General features: G+C 32.4%; 15 protein-coding genes, 1 tRNA gene and 1 pseudogene. 6 read left to right on the top strand and 11 right to left on the bottom strand.

Annotated elements, in window-relative coordinates:
- Positions 1 to 300: 300 nt before the first annotated feature.
- From ACQKCJ_RS13470 to ACQKCJ_RS13420, 11 genes and pseudogenes are all read right to left on the bottom strand, one after another.
- Complete coding sequence (locus tag ACQKCJ_RS13470) at positions 301 to 2,439, bottom strand: hypothetical protein (protein ID WP_427402172.1); 2,139 nt, start codon at positions 2,437 to 2,439, stop codon at positions 301 to 303.
- A 1-nt stretch (position 2,440) separates the two neighbouring features.
- Positions 2,441 to 2,911: a hypothetical protein gene (locus ACQKCJ_RS13465; protein ID WP_427402171.1), complete on the bottom strand. Its 471-nt coding sequence runs from the start codon at positions 2,909 to 2,911 to the stop codon at positions 2,441 to 2,443.
- Between the two features lie 3 nt (positions 2,912 to 2,914).
- On the bottom strand, positions 2,915 to 4,045 hold the full coding sequence (locus ACQKCJ_RS13460) for a trypsin-like peptidase domain-containing protein (protein WP_427402170.1): 1,131 nt from the start codon (positions 4,043 to 4,045) through the stop codon (positions 2,915 to 2,917).
- Between the two features lie 6 nt (positions 4,046 to 4,051).
- Entirely contained in the window at positions 4,052 to 5,086 is a 1,035-nt protein-coding gene (locus ACQKCJ_RS13455; RefSeq protein ID WP_427402169.1) for a ComEC/Rec2 family competence protein, read from the bottom strand.
- A 61-nt stretch (positions 5,087 to 5,147) separates the two neighbouring features.
- A complete protein-coding gene (locus tag ACQKCJ_RS13450) occupies positions 5,148 to 5,681 on the bottom strand; it encodes a hypothetical protein (protein WP_427402168.1) in 534 nt (177 codons plus the stop codon).
- A gap of 169 nt (positions 5,682 to 5,850) precedes the next feature.
- Positions 5,851 to 7,299, bottom strand: coding sequence for a hypothetical protein (locus tag ACQKCJ_RS13445; protein ID WP_427402167.1), 1,449 nt, complete (start codon positions 7,297 to 7,299; stop codon positions 5,851 to 5,853).
- 261 nt (positions 7,300 to 7,560) lie between these two features.
- Positions 7,561 to 7,641 (bottom strand) — tRNA-Tyr (locus ACQKCJ_RS13440).
- Between the two features lie 610 nt (positions 7,642 to 8,251).
- Positions 8,252 to 8,638: pseudogene (locus ACQKCJ_RS13435) on the bottom strand (peroxiredoxin family protein); the annotation flags it as partial.
- Between the two features lie 18 nt (positions 8,639 to 8,656).
- Entirely contained in the window at positions 8,657 to 9,418 is a 762-nt protein-coding gene (locus ACQKCJ_RS13430; RefSeq protein WP_271338435.1) for a DUF4369 domain-containing protein, read from the bottom strand.
- A gap of 259 nt (positions 9,419 to 9,677) precedes the next feature.
- On the bottom strand, positions 9,678 to 10,118 hold the full coding sequence (locus ACQKCJ_RS13425; RefSeq protein ID WP_271338436.1) for a KTSC domain-containing protein: 441 nt from the start codon (positions 10,116 to 10,118) through the stop codon (positions 9,678 to 9,680).
- Between the two features lie 877 nt (positions 10,119 to 10,995).
- Positions 10,996 to 11,247 (bottom strand): hypothetical protein, encoded by a 252-nt coding sequence (locus ACQKCJ_RS13420; RefSeq protein ID WP_271338437.1) that lies wholly within the window; start codon positions 11,245 to 11,247, stop codon positions 10,996 to 10,998.
- An 87-nt stretch (positions 11,248 to 11,334) separates the two neighbouring features.
- Here ACQKCJ_RS13420 and ACQKCJ_RS13415 point away from each other — a divergent pair, with 87 nt between their 5' ends.
- The 6 genes from ACQKCJ_RS13415 (at position 11,335) to ACQKCJ_RS13390 (ending at position 15,580) form a co-directional block, all read left to right on the top strand.
- The gene (locus tag ACQKCJ_RS13415) at positions 11,335 to 11,877 is read left to right on the top strand and encodes a hypothetical protein (RefSeq protein ID WP_427402166.1); all 543 of its coding nucleotides are present in this window, start codon (positions 11,335 to 11,337) and stop codon (positions 11,875 to 11,877) included.
- A complete protein-coding gene (locus ACQKCJ_RS13410; RefSeq protein ID WP_089075917.1) occupies positions 11,877 to 12,023 on the top strand; it encodes a hypothetical protein in 147 nt (48 codons plus the stop codon). The genes ACQKCJ_RS13415 and ACQKCJ_RS13410 overlap by 1 nt, the downstream gene beginning before the upstream one ends.
- 83 nt (positions 12,024 to 12,106) lie before the next feature.
- A complete protein-coding gene (locus ACQKCJ_RS13405; protein WP_271338439.1) occupies positions 12,107 to 12,334 on the top strand; it encodes a hypothetical protein in 228 nt (75 codons plus the stop codon).
- Positions 12,324 to 12,701: a YchJ family protein gene (locus ACQKCJ_RS13400; protein WP_271338440.1), complete on the top strand. Its 378-nt coding sequence runs from the start codon at positions 12,324 to 12,326 to the stop codon at positions 12,699 to 12,701. The genes ACQKCJ_RS13405 and ACQKCJ_RS13400 overlap by 11 nt, the downstream gene beginning before the upstream one ends.
- A 106-nt stretch (positions 12,702 to 12,807) precedes the next feature.
- Positions 12,808 to 13,926, top strand: coding sequence for a vWA domain-containing protein (locus ACQKCJ_RS13395; protein ID WP_131426799.1), 1,119 nt, complete (start codon positions 12,808 to 12,810; stop codon positions 13,924 to 13,926).
- 190 nt (positions 13,927 to 14,116) lie between these two features.
- Positions 14,117 to 15,580 carry a magnesium chelatase gene (locus ACQKCJ_RS13390; RefSeq protein ID WP_427402165.1) on the top strand — a complete coding sequence of 488 codons (1,464 nt, stop codon included), beginning with the start codon at positions 14,117 to 14,119 and terminating at the stop codon, positions 15,578 to 15,580.
- The last annotated feature ends 148 nt before the right edge of the window (positions 15,581 to 15,728 follow it).

Here is a 15,728-nt window from a genome sequence, read left to right as displayed (position 1 = left end):
TATTTTTCCATTTTCTGGAGCACCTTCATTTCCCAGATAAACAATCATAAGTAGTAATGTTTCGAACTTAACGTTTCAAGTGTCTGTTTTATAGTGTTTTAAATTGTATTTTGAATCTAGGTGCACCGATTCTGCACCTGAATTAAAATATAATTATTTTGTATATATTATATGTCCAAAAAGGTCTTTTTCTTATACTTGTACTTTTATAAGTATTAAAAAACGAAAAAGTCTATTAATACTGTATAGTCAATCTATTTATAAAATGCTTTCATGCTTAATTTAAAATAAATACTATATTTAAATGCTATTGATTAAGTTAATACTTTTACTTCCTTTCTTAATTTTATACAAATTATAATCCTTTACTAGAGTTAGATTAGTCAATAAATTATCCAAATCCAACTTTTCTTCTCGTCCTACCTTATTTGTTAACACTGTATCTACTGAAGTAAAAATGATGATCTGATGCTTTTTGATCTTAGCACATATTTCGAATAATTTTCGTAAACTGTCACTGCTCATTTTATGTTGTCCAGGTTCGTCAAATAGTATAACACCAGGATTATTTTTACCAATCAGCAAGGCAATTGTATAGGCCCAAATAGTTCGCACAACATCAGATGCAGATGAGTTTGCTTTAATTGGCTGGGCAAAACTATCTTCGGGTGAGTTTTTATAAACTGGGAAATATTTAAAAGGAGATTGCTTTTGAATATATATATTGTATGGACCGTTACTTTCATATCCAAGTTTGAATAAAAGTTTTTCTTTAAAAAAAGATTCAAATTTATTAAGAATAACTTCATCATCCTGAAAGCTTTCTTTCGCTTCTTCTTTCGATACCAAGAGCACTTGATATTGGTCTGCTAATTGTTGAAGAAGTCTTATATTTTCGTTGAATTTTTCATTTAAATATTTCAACTCATTAATTTTATTCTCTAATCTTACTTTCTTTAAGGTTTCAGTAACAGAGTAATCCCTATCATCCGTTATTAATTCCTGAAGCACTAATTTAATTTCTTCTTCAAAATCTCTTTGTTTTTTCAAAAAATATTTACGCATAATATTTTTTTCCTCTATAACCTGAATTAAGGAATTTAATGAGCTTTTAATTATTCGTTGCTGGCCTGATAAATAAGCAATATTTTCAGTCAGAGTCAATCTACTAATTTCAACTTCACCATTGAACATCAAATCTTTAGATACTTTTTGATTACATTTCGGGCAATTGTCATAGATGTTTTCGACAACTGCTTCCTCGATTATATTTTGAACACCTTTGTTTTTTGATAGTTCAGCGCTTACTGTATCAAGCTGCTGCGCAATATCATTTTTTTGCTTCTTCTGAAGATTCAGTTTAATATCAAAATTTTCAAATTTCTTACTGAATTCTATCTGGTCACTATATAATTTTTCAAGTTTCTCCCGTAATACAATTTTATTTTCCCCAACTTTTTTTATAGGTATTTGATTTGAAGCAATTATTTCTAAGTTAGTTGAATCAATTAAATTTGTTATAGAGGTTACATTTTCACGATTTTCATCATAGACTTGTAAAGAACTAAAATCGAGCTCAGCTTTATCAGACAATATTGTTGGAGACACATTGATTACATGTAAATTATATTCCGCAGATAAAACTTCAATTTTATTAAAAATTGTTTTCCATTCCTCTTCAAGTTCTTTGCCAACCAGATTCAATCTTTCAATTTCTGAATTAACATACAGTTCCTTTAGATCCAATAAGAAAGCAACTGTCTTTTCTTTACTTAGAGGTACACCGAAGAAAGGGATATTTGCTAGGAAACCCGACCAGCCACGTGTTTGCTCTATAAATAAAGCAGAGAAAATTATTTGGAGATATAAAGGACTGAAACCCTCTTTATTGTTTGAATTGGTTACAACAGGTAACTCGATTCCTATTGTTCTGGCGAACCAAAAATAAAAACCGTAATCATCTTCGTTATTGTTGTCTGCTCTTAAAAAAAGAGGGTAATGTTTTGCATCTTTGGATAATTTATCGAGACGAGACTCATAAACATTAATTTTTTTTGTTTTCGCCTGATTGATTTTCGGGTCCGGATCGCCAGATTTTATAATCCTTCTTAAAGTAAAAATTTGCCCCAAGTCGTTAGTGATTTCGATATAAATTTTTGATGAAAAGATAGTATGGTTTCTCCAGTCATTAATAGTTTGATCAAAGGTGTCGAAATGAGATTTTAGTGCTTTACCTAAGGCTTTATCGTTCATTCCTCCTAATAGTTCCTCCATTCCTAATGCATAAAAAATACTCGAACTTATGGTAGTTTTTCCTCGTGTATTTTCACCTGCAATGATGTTCAGCCCTGCTGAAAAAGGAATATCGAATCCGTAAATATCATCAGGATTAATATCAGTGGTCTTAATTTCTAATCTAAGTCTGTTTATTTGAAACATATTATAAATTTATTTTCCAATTGTGATTAGCGGACTGAATAACATTTTGAGGAATTATTCCAATTGATTTTATCTTTTGAAAATCTTCTATAAAATGTTTTGATTTTTCTATTTTCAGAATAAAAGATTCACCAAGAGGAGTCAATTGTATTTTTAACTCATTACTCTTTACTTCCCTTGTACAAAGATCATTTATAATAGCCAATGTAATTGTTTTCTCCAATCCTGGCTCAAATGTCCATGGAGAAATACTATTTCTAATGCCTTTTTTTAAATCTTTTAAAACTTCAAGATTTTCTACGGATCGCAATCCCCACATATAGAGATGGATCTTTAAAAATATTGAGTTATAAGGTTTTGCCGTGCCATACTTTAATATTGCCAGTAATAATATCAATTTATAAATCGGTTGATAGATTATCGGTACAGGTATTGGTTTAGTATCTAATTCTGTGTTTATTTTTTGCTCCATAAATTATTCTCTAAAGTCAAAAGAACAATTCATAAACCATTCAGTAATTTTATGTCTTGCCAGTTCTGTATTAATAACATTCGAATCATCCTTATAAATATCTTTAATAAACTTTGAGAAATCATCCTCAAGTTCAATAGACAAATTTTTAGCTTCATTTCTGTCTGCATCTCTTGTATAATATTCTTTTACCCGGTTTTCAAATATACTTGCAGACTTTTCAAATTGCTCAATTGGCTTGCTATTTTCTATTCGCATTTTATCAATTTTATGTTTTAGACTCAAAAACTCAATAATCCTGCTGTGTGTAATTTTTTTTGCTTTTTCATCTGGGTGTAGCACTAAATGCTTTCGTAAAATATTATCAAAATCATCGACCTTGTCATTTTTCCAATTTTCGATGTCTTGGTTTGTAATAATATTTTCAGATTCTTTTTCCCATTTTTCTATCTCATCGATACTGCTTAAATCAACAAAAGAATCTTTTAGAATTTTATCTAAACAACTAATAGGGCAGCAATTAAGATCGTTTTCCAATGCAATGTCCCCGACGACACTTTTTATATGACCAATTAAATGAATACTATTTCCTCTAATAATAAATACACCGCTGCCTGATAGTCCTTGGGCAATATCAGCTGCTTCCTCTGTCGGATGCTGAAAAGAACCGGTTTTTCTTGTAATTACAAAACTGTTTTTCTCTTTTGCTATATGATTGATTATCGCATCAAATTTTCTAAACCTGTCGTTCATCTTACTTTGATAACCAATAAACCATACCTCATCATCATTAATAAAGCTATGCCCTTTATTTATGCGCAAATAATCACAATCCAGATTTGGGTTTTCAAGTTCGAGCAATACCCAGTCATCATTTTTATTTACATCAATTATGGACTTAACAAGAACCCTTCGAAAATCACTCTCGAAGCTGTCCTGCACTTCTACCCAAACTTTATCGGGTGATATATCTTTAAATTCGTCATCTTTTCCATAAATACAATGCTCAGCAGTTAAGAGATAAAATTTATTATCGTCTTTTATTAAAACTCCGCTTCCTTGATTTTCTTTCACATTGGAATTATTTTCAATGTGAGTTCTTGCGCAGCATTTCTCAAGTAATGTTTTTGGCATGTTTTTCTATAATTCGTGAATTTCCCAGTTCCCATTTTCAAAATCTTTCGCTTCGAAGATCTTTCCGCATCTTTCCAATATTTTTTTTATCGGATAATTAAAATAGATGTGCCGTTTCTTTAAAAGATCTCTTTTCGGATGATATATAATCCTTGCTATTGTTTCCCTGTCGGGATGTTTATTTTTGGAACTCCCGCCATTTGTAGATATAATAAAGTTATCGCATTCTATCAAATCCAAAAGGTCGCAAGACGTATTGTTTTTACTTCCATGATGAGATACTTTTACATAATCAACTTTTAATTTTTCATCAGTGCTGTGACCTAAATCCAGTAATGAGCTTACAATTACTTCCGCACGCGCATCGCCTAGCAATAGAAAAGAACAATCAAATGTCGATAGTATAAAAGCGATAGACGAGCTGTTAAACAGATCACTATTTACTGAGTTTTTAGCAGAAAATTCCTCTTTTGCAATTTCAGGTAGACTTTTCGAAGAAAATACTTCACTACTACTAATTTTTCGATTTGTTAAACTACTGTCTTCTACATTTGAAATTAAGGGCCATTTTTTAAATAATTCATTCAATATTTCAGAAGTTGGAGAAAGAATTTGAAATCGTACCCCATCGATATCATATTGATTTTTATATACTACTTTTTCATTCCATTTCTGAGCGGGAATTTTTTTACTTATTAAAATTTCTTCAAGAGTTTTGCCTTGTGAATAACTTATTTTACCGCCAGATCCTATTCGGATTAAATTTGCACAGTTAAGCCAAAATTTTTCAATTTCAATATTATCAAACAAATCACTTTTGATGAATTTGTTTATTCCTCCTATGTGATCGGAATCTATATGTGTCAGAACCAAAAGATTGATCTTGTCAATTTTTTCTAATTCATTCTTTAAACTGTTGGCAAATGTTTCTACGGTCCCTCCATCAATTAAAATATTGAATTTTTCAAGTTTATCATTATAAGTATTAATTAGTATGCAATCACCATGGCCAGCTTTTAATACTTTAATCTCAGTTTTCAATTTAATTTAATTTAATTTAGGATTAGCTGTTAGCAATATAAGATTTTTTTTGTTAAGCCTGTTACCGAATATTGTTCGCTATTAACCATTCAAATAAAAGAGGTTTCATAGATTTTTCTTCTATTGACTCTTGTGTAAAATTTTCAACAAATTCATGTGGTATTTCAATGCCGTAATAATGATGAGGCAGAGTTTCGTCGTCTGTAATTGTAGTGAACTCTTCTTCAAATCTGGCAAAATCGAGAACGTTTCCGTCTTTAAAATTAAAGCTATGGGTGATAATTGGATAGGGGTATTGCGCCCTGAATACGAATCCAGTAACATATGTATAATTTGGATCAATCTGATTTATCCTTTTAGCGCTATAATGACATTGGGAATCTATATGTTCGTAACCATTTTTAGTCATATAAGTAATTACATCCTTTTGAGGTGTAACATCTGCATAAGAATTGAATGTACCGTATGTACGTAAGTTTTCACGCAGCCATTCATTTACGGATTCTTTATTTAATTGATAAATCTCGGCATAGTAGATTCCGCCTTCATCTAATAATACTTCGTAAAAATCTATGTCTTCAAGATTGATGCTCATTGTAATATTTTAATATGGTTTTCAAAATTTTTGCATTCAAAAACTTAAGTTTGAAATTTCATTTCTCTAATTTTAAAAAAATCTTAGCTGGATTTTTAAAACTCACAATATATAAGAATACAGACTCTCACACAATAGGTATTTATACCTAAAGTTTCTATGAAAATTATTAGATATTACTATTCTGATTCTTTTGCATATCCATATCAGGCAGTACAGAAAAGTCAAGTACAATAAAGTCCTTAATCGACCATTCTGTTTTATAATTAACCTCCTTCTGGCTGAGCTTGCGGTAGCAATCAATACCATTTTCTAACGCAGAATCTTGAATCATGTTCATATGCAGGGTATATTTTTCCACAAAATTCTCATGTGTGGTGCCATTATTAAATATGTTCTCATATTCTTTTTTCAATCCCTGAAAACCGTATGAACTAATGACTTCCAATATTTTTTCTTTAGTTTGGCTGGCGGCTTCATATTTTCTGGAAAAATGCTGGATCTGGAATTTTAGAACCATACAGGAAATCATGTTTTCGAGGTATTCATTTGCTTGGTATAATTGGGCCAGCTGGTCAAGCGAACCGCATTGTTTATCAAGCATCTGCACCATCTTCTCATTAATTGGTTCAAGCAGATCAAAATTCCTTTTGTTCCAACAGCCCAAATAGTGGTAGTGAAGCGCTTTTTCATAGTTCCATTTAATGGATGTCAATGTCAGGTAGCCTACCCCCATATGATAGCCGCATTTATTGGCATATGCCACAATTCCATTAAGTCGTTCCAGAAATTTCTTTTCCAGGTCAAGCCATTCCAGATATGCCCTGCTTTGAAAAGGGTATTCTGCACGGCCGATAAAATAAGCAAAGTTCATCGCCAGATCATGGAAAAGAATTACAGACTCGGCATCCATAATTTTATTATATGCAACTATGCGTACAATTGCGCTTTTTTCATTTTCAATAATTTTCTTCATTGAATCGTAAAATTCCACTATGGATCCGACAGGCTTGGTCCTGTTTGATGAGAGCGTTTCAAAGGCCTTTTCGATTTGAAAAAATGAACCTGCATCTTCAAGACTGTTTATCTTTTCCATTTGAATATCAAATTCATCTTTGGTTATCATGTCGAGAAGATATCTTGCGTTTAAAATAGTATGTTCAATTATGGCCTGTCCTTGGCGGTCAAACTCATCTGAGCGCTTCTTTGCATCATTGAGCAGTTCCAAAGCTTTGTAAATATTTCCCCGCTGAAAATATGCAATACCGCAAAACAGATAAAATCGAGGTGTCGCATTGTCGCGAGGCCAGCTTCTTTTCTCGATTTCTATTACTGTATTAAAATAGTTCTTATTTACTAGATCTGCACCAAACTGATCAATAAATTCGATGTTTTGTGCAACGCTGTAGACCTCATGTTGCGCATCAATGACTAATCCACTTGAACTTTCCCCAGCATGAGAGGTTTTCAGATATTGATTGATATGTTTAAGGATTTCTCCGCTGGAATAGGTTTCGTCATAAATGCTTTGAACAGCCTGCTTGTCAAGTTTTTTGGTGAAATAAATTTTATGTTTTTGCTGTTTATTCCAATCAGGTATTTTGTTCTGTAGCTGCAATGCGAAAATTTTTACGTTTTCATAATAAAAAGTCTGTGTGGGATGGTGATAAGGGATTTTTACTATTTCTGGTGCACTTTTCAGCGCGCCGAAAAGTGCACCGATTCTGCACCTTTAATTTTGTGAGGATTTGTAAATATTGAAAACAGGCCTAAAATAAAAAAAACCTGCAAATCGTTGAATTTGCAGGTCTTCAGACATTTTTTGTGGCTTTTTGAAAAGATTGAAAACTTTAAGTTTTCCGCCTTTTCGGCCTTTCCGTGGGGAGAGCAGGATTCGAACCTGCGAAGTTCACACAGCAGATTTACAGTCTGCCCTCGTTGGCCGCTTGAGTATCTCCCCGAAGCTTGTATTGATGCGCTTTGTTTTGCTAAGCGGTTGCAAATATAAGAACGTTTTTAATGTTTACAAACAAAAAAGGAACTTAATTTTAAGCAATTTTAAAGTTATTTTTTTAATTCGTTGAAATTGAATAAAATAAAAAATATCAAATCGAAACTTTTTTTTGATTTGTTTTTAAATATAGGAATTTTCGTAGGTGTATTTATGCTGTATCTGATTTTAATTTTAAACTTTTTAGGCTATGAGCGATTACTTTTCCTGATGAATTAAGAATAAAATTATCTAAATATTTCTGTTTTCTAAATTTTAGAAAATACATCTTTTAAAATTTTAGATAGAAAAGCGATCCTGATAAAAAGCTTTTTTATGCTAGCTCATTTTAAAGCTTATTCTGCTTTGTTTAATTAAAAGCAGAACAAAGTATGATTTTAAACAAAACGATCTTTAAATCGATTAGAAAATTGGGTTTGTTAATGCAAACAGGTTATATCTAAAAGTTCATACATCTGTCTGACATAATTTAGTTTAAATTTTTTTTATTCAATGGTATTCAATAAAACAAAAAAAATCTCCACTAGGGAGATTTTTTGTTGTATTCTTAATATCGGTATTATTTAGCTAAAAGCTCTAAGATTTTTGCTTTTAATTCAGGACCTCTTAAGTCTTGAGCAACCACTTTTCCTGATGCATCAAGAATAAAAGTTGCCGGAATAGATTCTACTCCATATTGTTTTGCAATTGGTTCTTCCCAAAACTTCAGATTAGAAACCTGTGTCCATGTCAAACCATCTTTAGCAATTGCTTCTTTCCATGCTGCTGCTTCTTTATCAAGAGAAACACCAATAATATTTAATCCTTTAGAGTGTAGTTCTTTATAGATTGCTACAACATTCGGATTTTCCTTTCTGCATGGTCCACACCATGAAGCCCAAAAATCAACAATAGTAACTTTTCCTAAACTTTCTTTAAGCGAAACTACTTTTCCTTCTGGATTAGGAGCTGAAAAATCTGATCTTCAGTTAGGGCTACCAACAGGAGCTGCTGACGCACCAACTGCAGGCATTTTTGCTTGACCTAGTTTTGTTTTAATTTCTTTTCCAGGAGTTGTATTTTTTACAGACTCATCTAAAGCATTGTATAAACTTTCTGTTTTTTTTATGTCAGCGCTTGGATCAGAAATCATACTTTGAATAATCAAAGCAGAGATGTAAGCTTTAGGATGACTTTCAGCGTAAGCTAAATATTTCTTTTTAGAATTAGCTTGTACTTCAGTTTGAAGAGTCATGTATTGTTTCATCAAACCATTAACAGTAGCTGTATCCTGAGCTTGTTGAGCTTGTTGCATTTTTTGAGTATTCTTTTTCTGGAAGTCGATTAAACTTTTTTGAGTTTTAGTCAAATCCTCGTTGAATTTTACGTACTCATCATTGTTGTAAGTTCCAGAAACTTTAGATTTATGAATACTGTCTTTGTCAATTGCAATAGTGATTTCTCCTGTTTCTAATATAAAAGGAACTGGTCCGTTTGCACCTTGTACTATTAAAGTATGGAAAGCTGGTTCAGTTACTTTTCCTTTTATTTCGAATTTTCCGTTTTCAACTTTTACTGTATCAAGAGATACTGCCATCTTAGTAGTAGGATCCTGACCTTGAAGAATGATTGTTTTTCCGTTTTCAATTCCTGTTGCAGTTCCAGTAATTAGGTATTCTCCGTCTTTAACTTTGCTGCATGAAATAATCGCTACAGAAGCGGTTAGTAAAAAAAGTATTTTTTTCATTATAAAAAATTAATTAGTTAATTGATTTGTGCAACAAAAGTATCTAAAATTATAAAACATACAGAATTTTGTAACCTAAAATTTTGTTATAGTTTTTTCAGGTTTAATTCGCATATAATCAGGGTGTTTGCGGGCTTAATTTCATTTTAAACTCTTAATTATATTATTATTATGAATCTAAATAGATAATTTTTTGATTTTTGTGCATAAAAAAAGCACTCTTGTTAGGGAGTGCTTTTGTAAATATTTTGGTATAAAACTATTCTTGATTAGTTTTCTTTCTCCATGTAAAAGAGTTCAAAATGTGTCTTTTTGCGAATCTTCCAGGAGAATCAGCATTTACCATTTTCACGTAAGTTGCTTTAGGAACACTAATGTATTCGTAAACACTTCCGTTAGAAAAATCGATAATCAAACGACCTTCAACAAATTTATAATCAGTAATTGCCGAAGTTGCGATAGTTTCAGTATATTCAGGTAAATTTGCTTTAATTGTCTCAGGATTAATGCTTACCAAAAAGTGATAAGCTTCAATGATAGCTTTACTTTTTTCTTCTGCATCTTTCAATCCAGCATCATCACCTTGAAATTTATCAGGATGAGATTCTTTCATTGCATTACGGTAGATTGTTTTTAAATCTTTTAACTCTGCAGTTTTGTCTACGTTTAGTAACTTGCGGTATTCAACTATTTTTTTCATAAATAAGGTAACTACTTGTCTATTAGTTTGAAATTGAAATTAATTGTTCAAAAGACAAATTTTTTGCAAAGGTACACTTTTTTTTAACTTTTTACTTTTGAAGCAAAAAATATTCGAAAAATATCTAAAATATTCATTGTGAACGGGCAGAAGTAGGTTTCTTGTTTGCTTAATTATAATGAGGAGCTATTTCCCGCTATACGTTCCAATCTTTTGTGGCGAACCCCGCCACAAAAGGATTTTCACTTCTATCGGGGCTAGGGCATTAGGTTTCATAAAATGTTTAGTTTTCAAAAGTTTGAAAGAGGTTGTTTTTACCACAGAGAACACAAAGTTTTTTATCAAGCAATTTTATAGAAACGCAAAGTGCAATACAAATAGCTCAATGTTATTAAGTTACGCTTTTAAAAAAAAATATATTGCAAATCAAATCCGTTTTTATCCGCGTTTTTACGAAGTAAATCTGTTTTATCCGCGTCAAAATTAGACGCTGATTTTACTGATTCGCTAAAGCGAAAACGCTGATAAAAACGGATTTTCTAATTACTTTTCTGATTAAACTGTTAAGTAATTTAATAGATTCCTCCTTAATGACATTGCCCGATACCTATCGGGATTGTGTTAATCTAGCTTTGCGCCTTTGCGTGAATTCTCAATTAAGTTTAACAATGCTTAAAATTTAATCACGCAAAGACGCAAAGTTTTTTTATGAATTCTATTAAAACGCAAAGTTCGCAAAACCAGGTATTCAGCCAGCTTTGCGAACTTTATATTTTTTAAACATTCTACAATAGAATGAAAAACTTAGCGCTCTTAGCGGTTAAACTCTCATTTCAAACCTGAAACAAAGAAAACCTTAAACTAAAAAAACAAATTTTTACTTATCCTCAGGTTTCTGATTCGCTTTATGGAAGTTTTTTGATTTCTTTGGATATTTATCATAACTAATATCGCTTGGATTTTCGATAACAGATTTAATAGTAATCAAATCGCCAATAGCATGATTAGCATGTGCGATTTTATAATCTAAAAGATATTCACCACAAAAATAATTGTTGTTTTCATCTTTCTCCATGATGCCAGTATAAACTCCTTTTTGCAACATTTTTTCTTGTGAATCCTTAGACATGACTTTTTTATTTTAAAATTAAAGGTACAAAGTTAATCAATTTATGTTTGTTTTAGGGAGTTTTGGTCAATCTGAGTATATTTGCACATGCAAAAAAACTTCAAGCCACATCCTAATTCGTTCAAAAATACCTTTTGTGTTTTTCACGAAGTGCTTTCAAGCGAAATCGAAGGTTTAAAGAAACAGTTTGAAAGCAAAGCCGGAAGTACTTATTATTACACTGAAACCGGAATGTATCGCATTTCAAATCATTGGGGAAGATTAGCCAACAGTAAATGGCGTTTGATAGCGCGTGAACCTGAAACCGAATCAAAAACTAAAATAGGTTTTGCTGCATGGAATGAGTTTTATCCTGATAATGCCGAAGAAAAGCTCTATTATATAGAAGCTGATTTTGATAAAAATGCAGTAACCTATCAGCATAAAAAGAATCCAAAATATAATAGTAAAGCCATTCTGAGAACCAGTTTTGAAACCACGAAACGCATTAAACAAATCAGGAATTTGCAGCAACTAACATCATGGGCAAAACATTTTGATTATGATGATATCGATGATTTTCGAAAGCAAATTATCAACGAATTAATTTACACAGAGAAAACTTTAGACGAAATTAAAAGAGAAATATAATGGGACGCAACAACGAAAGAAATATTAAAAAGCACAATGACAAATTGCACAAAGCCCAAAACAAAGTAAAACAGGCTGAAATTGCACGTAAGGAAAAACTAAAAGAGATTATCAAAAAGTTCAACGAAGATAAAAAGGAAGAATAAAAAAGTTTCAAATTTTCCTTGTTTCAAGTTACTTTGCTAGAACTTGAAACAAAAGAAACCTGAAACAAAAAACACACATAAATATGAAATTCGAAGATTTAAAAGCAAGCGTACAGGAAATTATTGATTTAATTGCTGCAAAAAATAATAGAGAAGCAAACAACAAATTACTTGAAGTAAATGAAACTTTAGACGAAATGTTAGATCATGCAGAAGAAGACGAAGATTTAAGAGAAATCAGCAGATATCAGGTATTATTGAATCAGCTGCATGTAAAGATTAACGGCGAAGAGCAAGTTGATGGAGTATAAATGTTTCTGCGATACTGGTTTATTGTTTAAAGATTGTTGCGAATTGTATCTTGAAAACAATCAAAAAGCACCAACGGCTTTAGCTTTAATGCGATCTAGGTATTCGGCGTATGCAACTCATAATGCCGATTATCTTTTAGAAACTACTTATATTTCTGAAAGAAAGCATTACTCAAAAACAGAAATCCTAAATTGGGCAACCGCCAATAAATGGCAAAAACTGGAAATTTTGAGTTCTACTGAAAACACAGTCGAATTCAAAGCTTATTTTCTTGATTCAAATAATCATCCTCAGGTGCATTATGAATTTTCGACCTTCAGATTCGAAAATGGTGCTTGGTATTATGTCGATGGAAAGTTTGAATAGTTAATATACTTCTTGCCAATTTCGGCTAATTTTATTGAAATACTTTAACTAAAAATTAGTAAACGTTTCTTTTTTCATAATTCTAAAATAGCGTAATTTTAGAATTATGAAAAACGAATTTAAAAAAGGTTTTTATTTTAAGACGTACGAAGCCCCATTTCAGTCTCCGTTTGAAAAACTTTTTGGCATTTTCAAAGAGTTAATCACCCATACTTCGGGCGATTTTGATGAAGCTATAGACTGGCTTCGGGAGTTGGACAAAGAATATAAACTGACTGATGAAAACTACACAATCGATGATTTTATCGAAGATTTAAAAAAGAAAGGTTACATAAAAGACGAGGTTAAAGAGGATGGAACAGGTGGTTTTGGAATCACTGCTAAAACAGAACGCGCCATTCGACAACAAGCATTAGATCAGATTTTCGGAAATTTGAAGCGTTCCGGAACAGGAAATCACAAAACCAAACATGCCGGAAATGGCGATGAGCATACCGGAGAATTCCGCGAATTTAATTTTGGCGATGGTTTAGAACGAATTTCACTGACAGAAAGTTTGCGAAATGCCCAAATTAATAATGGCGTCGAAAGTTTCATGCTGACTGAAAATGATTTGGTAGTAGAAGAAACGCAATACAAAGCCCAGATGAGTACGGTTTTGATGATCGACATCAGCCATAGTATGATTTTGTATGGTGAAGACAGAATTACGCCAGCCAAGAAAGTAGCAATGGCTTTAGCCGAATTAATCACAACCCGTTATCCAAAAGATACACTTGATATTTTGGTTTTTGGAAACGATGCCTGGACAATTCCAATCAAAGATTTACCGTATTTACAAGTTGGTCCTTATCATACTAATACAGTTGCAGGTTTGCAATTGGCAATGGATATTTTGCGAAGAAAGCGAAATACCAATAAACAAATTTTTATGATTACTGACGGAAAGCCAAGTTGCGTGCGCGAACGTGATGGTTCGTATTATATGAATAGTAACGGACTTGACGAATACATCGTAGACAAATGTTACACACAAGCACAGCAGGCTAGAAAGTTACACATACCAATTACAACATTTATGATTGCAAACGATCCGTATTTACAGCGTTTTGTCAATCAATTTACCGAAGCCAATCAGGGAAAAGCATTTTACACCGGACTAAAAGGTTTGGGAGAAATGATTTTTGAAGATTATGAAACAAATAGGAAGAAGAGAGTTCGTTAAATAGGTTCAAAGTTACAAAGGTTCAGAGGTTCAAAGAAGCAAAGTGAAAAAGGTTTCTAATTGTCACACTGAGCGGAGTCGAAGCGCACAACGAATATACGTAGAGGCGCACAGCACTGTATCTCCTCAAAGTGAAGACACAATTCTTTTCACAAAAACAATAAATAACAAAATACATATTTCAATAAAAATGGAAATAAAAAATATAAACACATTAGGACAATTAAAAGCCGCAGGATATCAAAGCATAAGTATCAAAGACGAATTGCGAAATAATCTTCGTGAGAAAATAAAATCAGGGAAACCGGTTTTTGAAGGTGTTCATGGTTTCGAAAATACTGTAATCCCGGAATTAGAACGTGCTATTCTATCTCGTCATAATATAAATTTATTAGGACTTCGTGGTCAGGCAAAAACACGTTTGGCGCGTAAAATGGTCGAATTGTTAGACGAATACATTCCGTTTGTGGCAGGTTCAGAAATCAATGATGATCCGTTGAATCCAATTTCGCGTTTTGCAAAAGACCTAATTGATGAAAAAGGAGATGAAACGCCAATTTCGTGGTTGCACAGAAGCGAACGTTTCTCTGAAAAACTAGCAACACCGGATGTTACCGTAGCCGATTTAATTGGAGATGTTGACCCGATAAAAGCCGCAAATCTTAAATTATCATATGCTGATGATCGCGTAATTCACTTTGGGATGATCCCAAGAGCGAATCGCTGCATTTTCGTTATTAATGAGTTGCCAGATTTACAGGCAAGAATTCAGGTAGCTTTGTTCAATATTTTGCAGGAAGGAGATATCCAGATTAGAGGATTTAAATTAAGAATGCCGCTTGATATGCAATTTATATTTACGGCCAATCCTGAAGATTATACCAATAGAGGAAGTATTGTTACGCCGTTAAAAGATAGAATTGGTTCTCAAATCCTGACACATTATCCGGAAAGTGTTGCTATTGCCAGAACAATTACAGAACAAGAAGCGAAGTTAGACGAAACCCAACACAAATTAGTTTATGTGCCAAGTTTAGCCAAAGATATCTTGGAACAAATAAGTTTTGAAGCTCGTGACAGCGAATACATCGACAATAAAAGTGGTGTAAGTGCTAGAATGAGTATCACGGCTTTCGAGAATTTAATGAGTACGGCAGAACGTCGCGCACTAAAAGCAGGAGTAGATAAAACTACTTTGCGTTTGTCTGATTTCATTGGAATTATTCCGGCAATAACCGGAAAAGTAGAATTGGTATATGAAGGAGAGCAGGAGGGAGCGGCTGCAGTAGCGCAAAATTTAATTGGATCTGCGATCAGAACTTTATTCCCAACGCTTTTGCCTAAGATTGAAAAATTAGAAAAACCAGGAGAAAAAACGCCATATTCAGATTTGATTGAATGGTTCTTTGCTGAAAGTGGTTTCGAATTATTAGATGATGCTTCAGATAAGGATTATCAGGCAATTTTAGATGAAGTAACGCCTTTGGATACTTTATTGAAAAAATATCAGCCACAATTAGATAAAAAAGACCAATATTTTATGAAAGAATTTATTTTGTGGGGATTGGTAGAATATAAAAAATTAAGCAAAGATCGTTTTGCACAAGGACATCAGTTTAAGGATATGTACGGAAGTTATATCAGTAAATTGTAACTCAACGTTTTGTTAGTCAAACCCGCCAGGTTCAAAAAACCTGTCGGGTTTATTTTTGCGGTTACAGAAGTGAATTGTAATACTAAGCTTACTTATGTAAAGCCAGTTAAGTTTATTATTTTTAAAAATGCCATTACCATTTTTTATT

Source organism: Flavobacterium sp. NPDC079362 (assembly GCF_050267765.1).
GTDB classification, from domain to species: Bacteria; Bacteroidota; Bacteroidia; order Flavobacteriales; family Flavobacteriaceae; genus Flavobacterium; species Flavobacterium azizsancarii.
This window is presented reverse-complemented; position numbering and strand designations above follow the sequence as displayed.

Excerpts from the sequence above, each read along its gene's own strand:
- ACQKCJ_RS13470 (WP_427402172.1), bottom strand. The coding sequence starts at position 2,439 with ATGTTTCAAATAAACAGACTTAGATTAGAAATTAAGACCACTGATATT.
- ACQKCJ_RS13465 (WP_427402171.1), bottom strand. The coding sequence starts at position 2,911 with ATGGAGCAAAAAATAAACACAGAATTAGATACTAAACCAATACCTGTA.
- ACQKCJ_RS13460 (WP_427402170.1), bottom strand. The coding sequence starts at position 4,045 with ATGCCAAAAACATTACTTGAGAAATGCTGCGCAAGAACTCACATTGAA.
- ACQKCJ_RS13450 (WP_427402168.1), bottom strand. The coding sequence starts at position 5,681 with ATGAGCATCAATCTTGAAGACATAGATTTTTACGAAGTATTATTAGAT.
- ACQKCJ_RS13430 (WP_271338435.1), bottom strand. The coding sequence starts at position 9,418 with ATGAAAAAAATACTTTTTTTACTAACCGCTTCTGTAGCGATTATTTCA.
- ACQKCJ_RS13425 (WP_271338436.1), bottom strand. The coding sequence starts at position 10,118 with ATGAAAAAAATAGTTGAATACCGCAAGTTACTAAACGTAGACAAAACT.
- ACQKCJ_RS13420 (WP_271338437.1), bottom strand. The coding sequence starts at position 11,247 with ATGTCTAAGGATTCACAAGAAAAAATGTTGCAAAAAGGAGTTTATACT.
- ACQKCJ_RS13415 (WP_427402166.1), top strand. The coding sequence starts at position 11,335 with ATGCAAAAAAACTTCAAGCCACATCCTAATTCGTTCAAAAATACCTTT.
- ACQKCJ_RS13410 (WP_089075917.1), top strand. The coding sequence starts at position 11,877 with ATGGGACGCAACAACGAAAGAAATATTAAAAAGCACAATGACAAATTG.
- ACQKCJ_RS13405 (WP_271338439.1), top strand. The coding sequence starts at position 12,107 with ATGAAATTCGAAGATTTAAAAGCAAGCGTACAGGAAATTATTGATTTA.
- ACQKCJ_RS13400 (WP_271338440.1), top strand. The coding sequence starts at position 12,324 with ATGGAGTATAAATGTTTCTGCGATACTGGTTTATTGTTTAAAGATTGT.
- ACQKCJ_RS13395 (WP_131426799.1), top strand. The coding sequence starts at position 12,808 with ATGAAAAACGAATTTAAAAAAGGTTTTTATTTTAAGACGTACGAAGCC.
- ACQKCJ_RS13390 (WP_427402165.1), top strand. The coding sequence starts at position 14,117 with ATGGAAATAAAAAATATAAACACATTAGGACAATTAAAAGCCGCAGGA.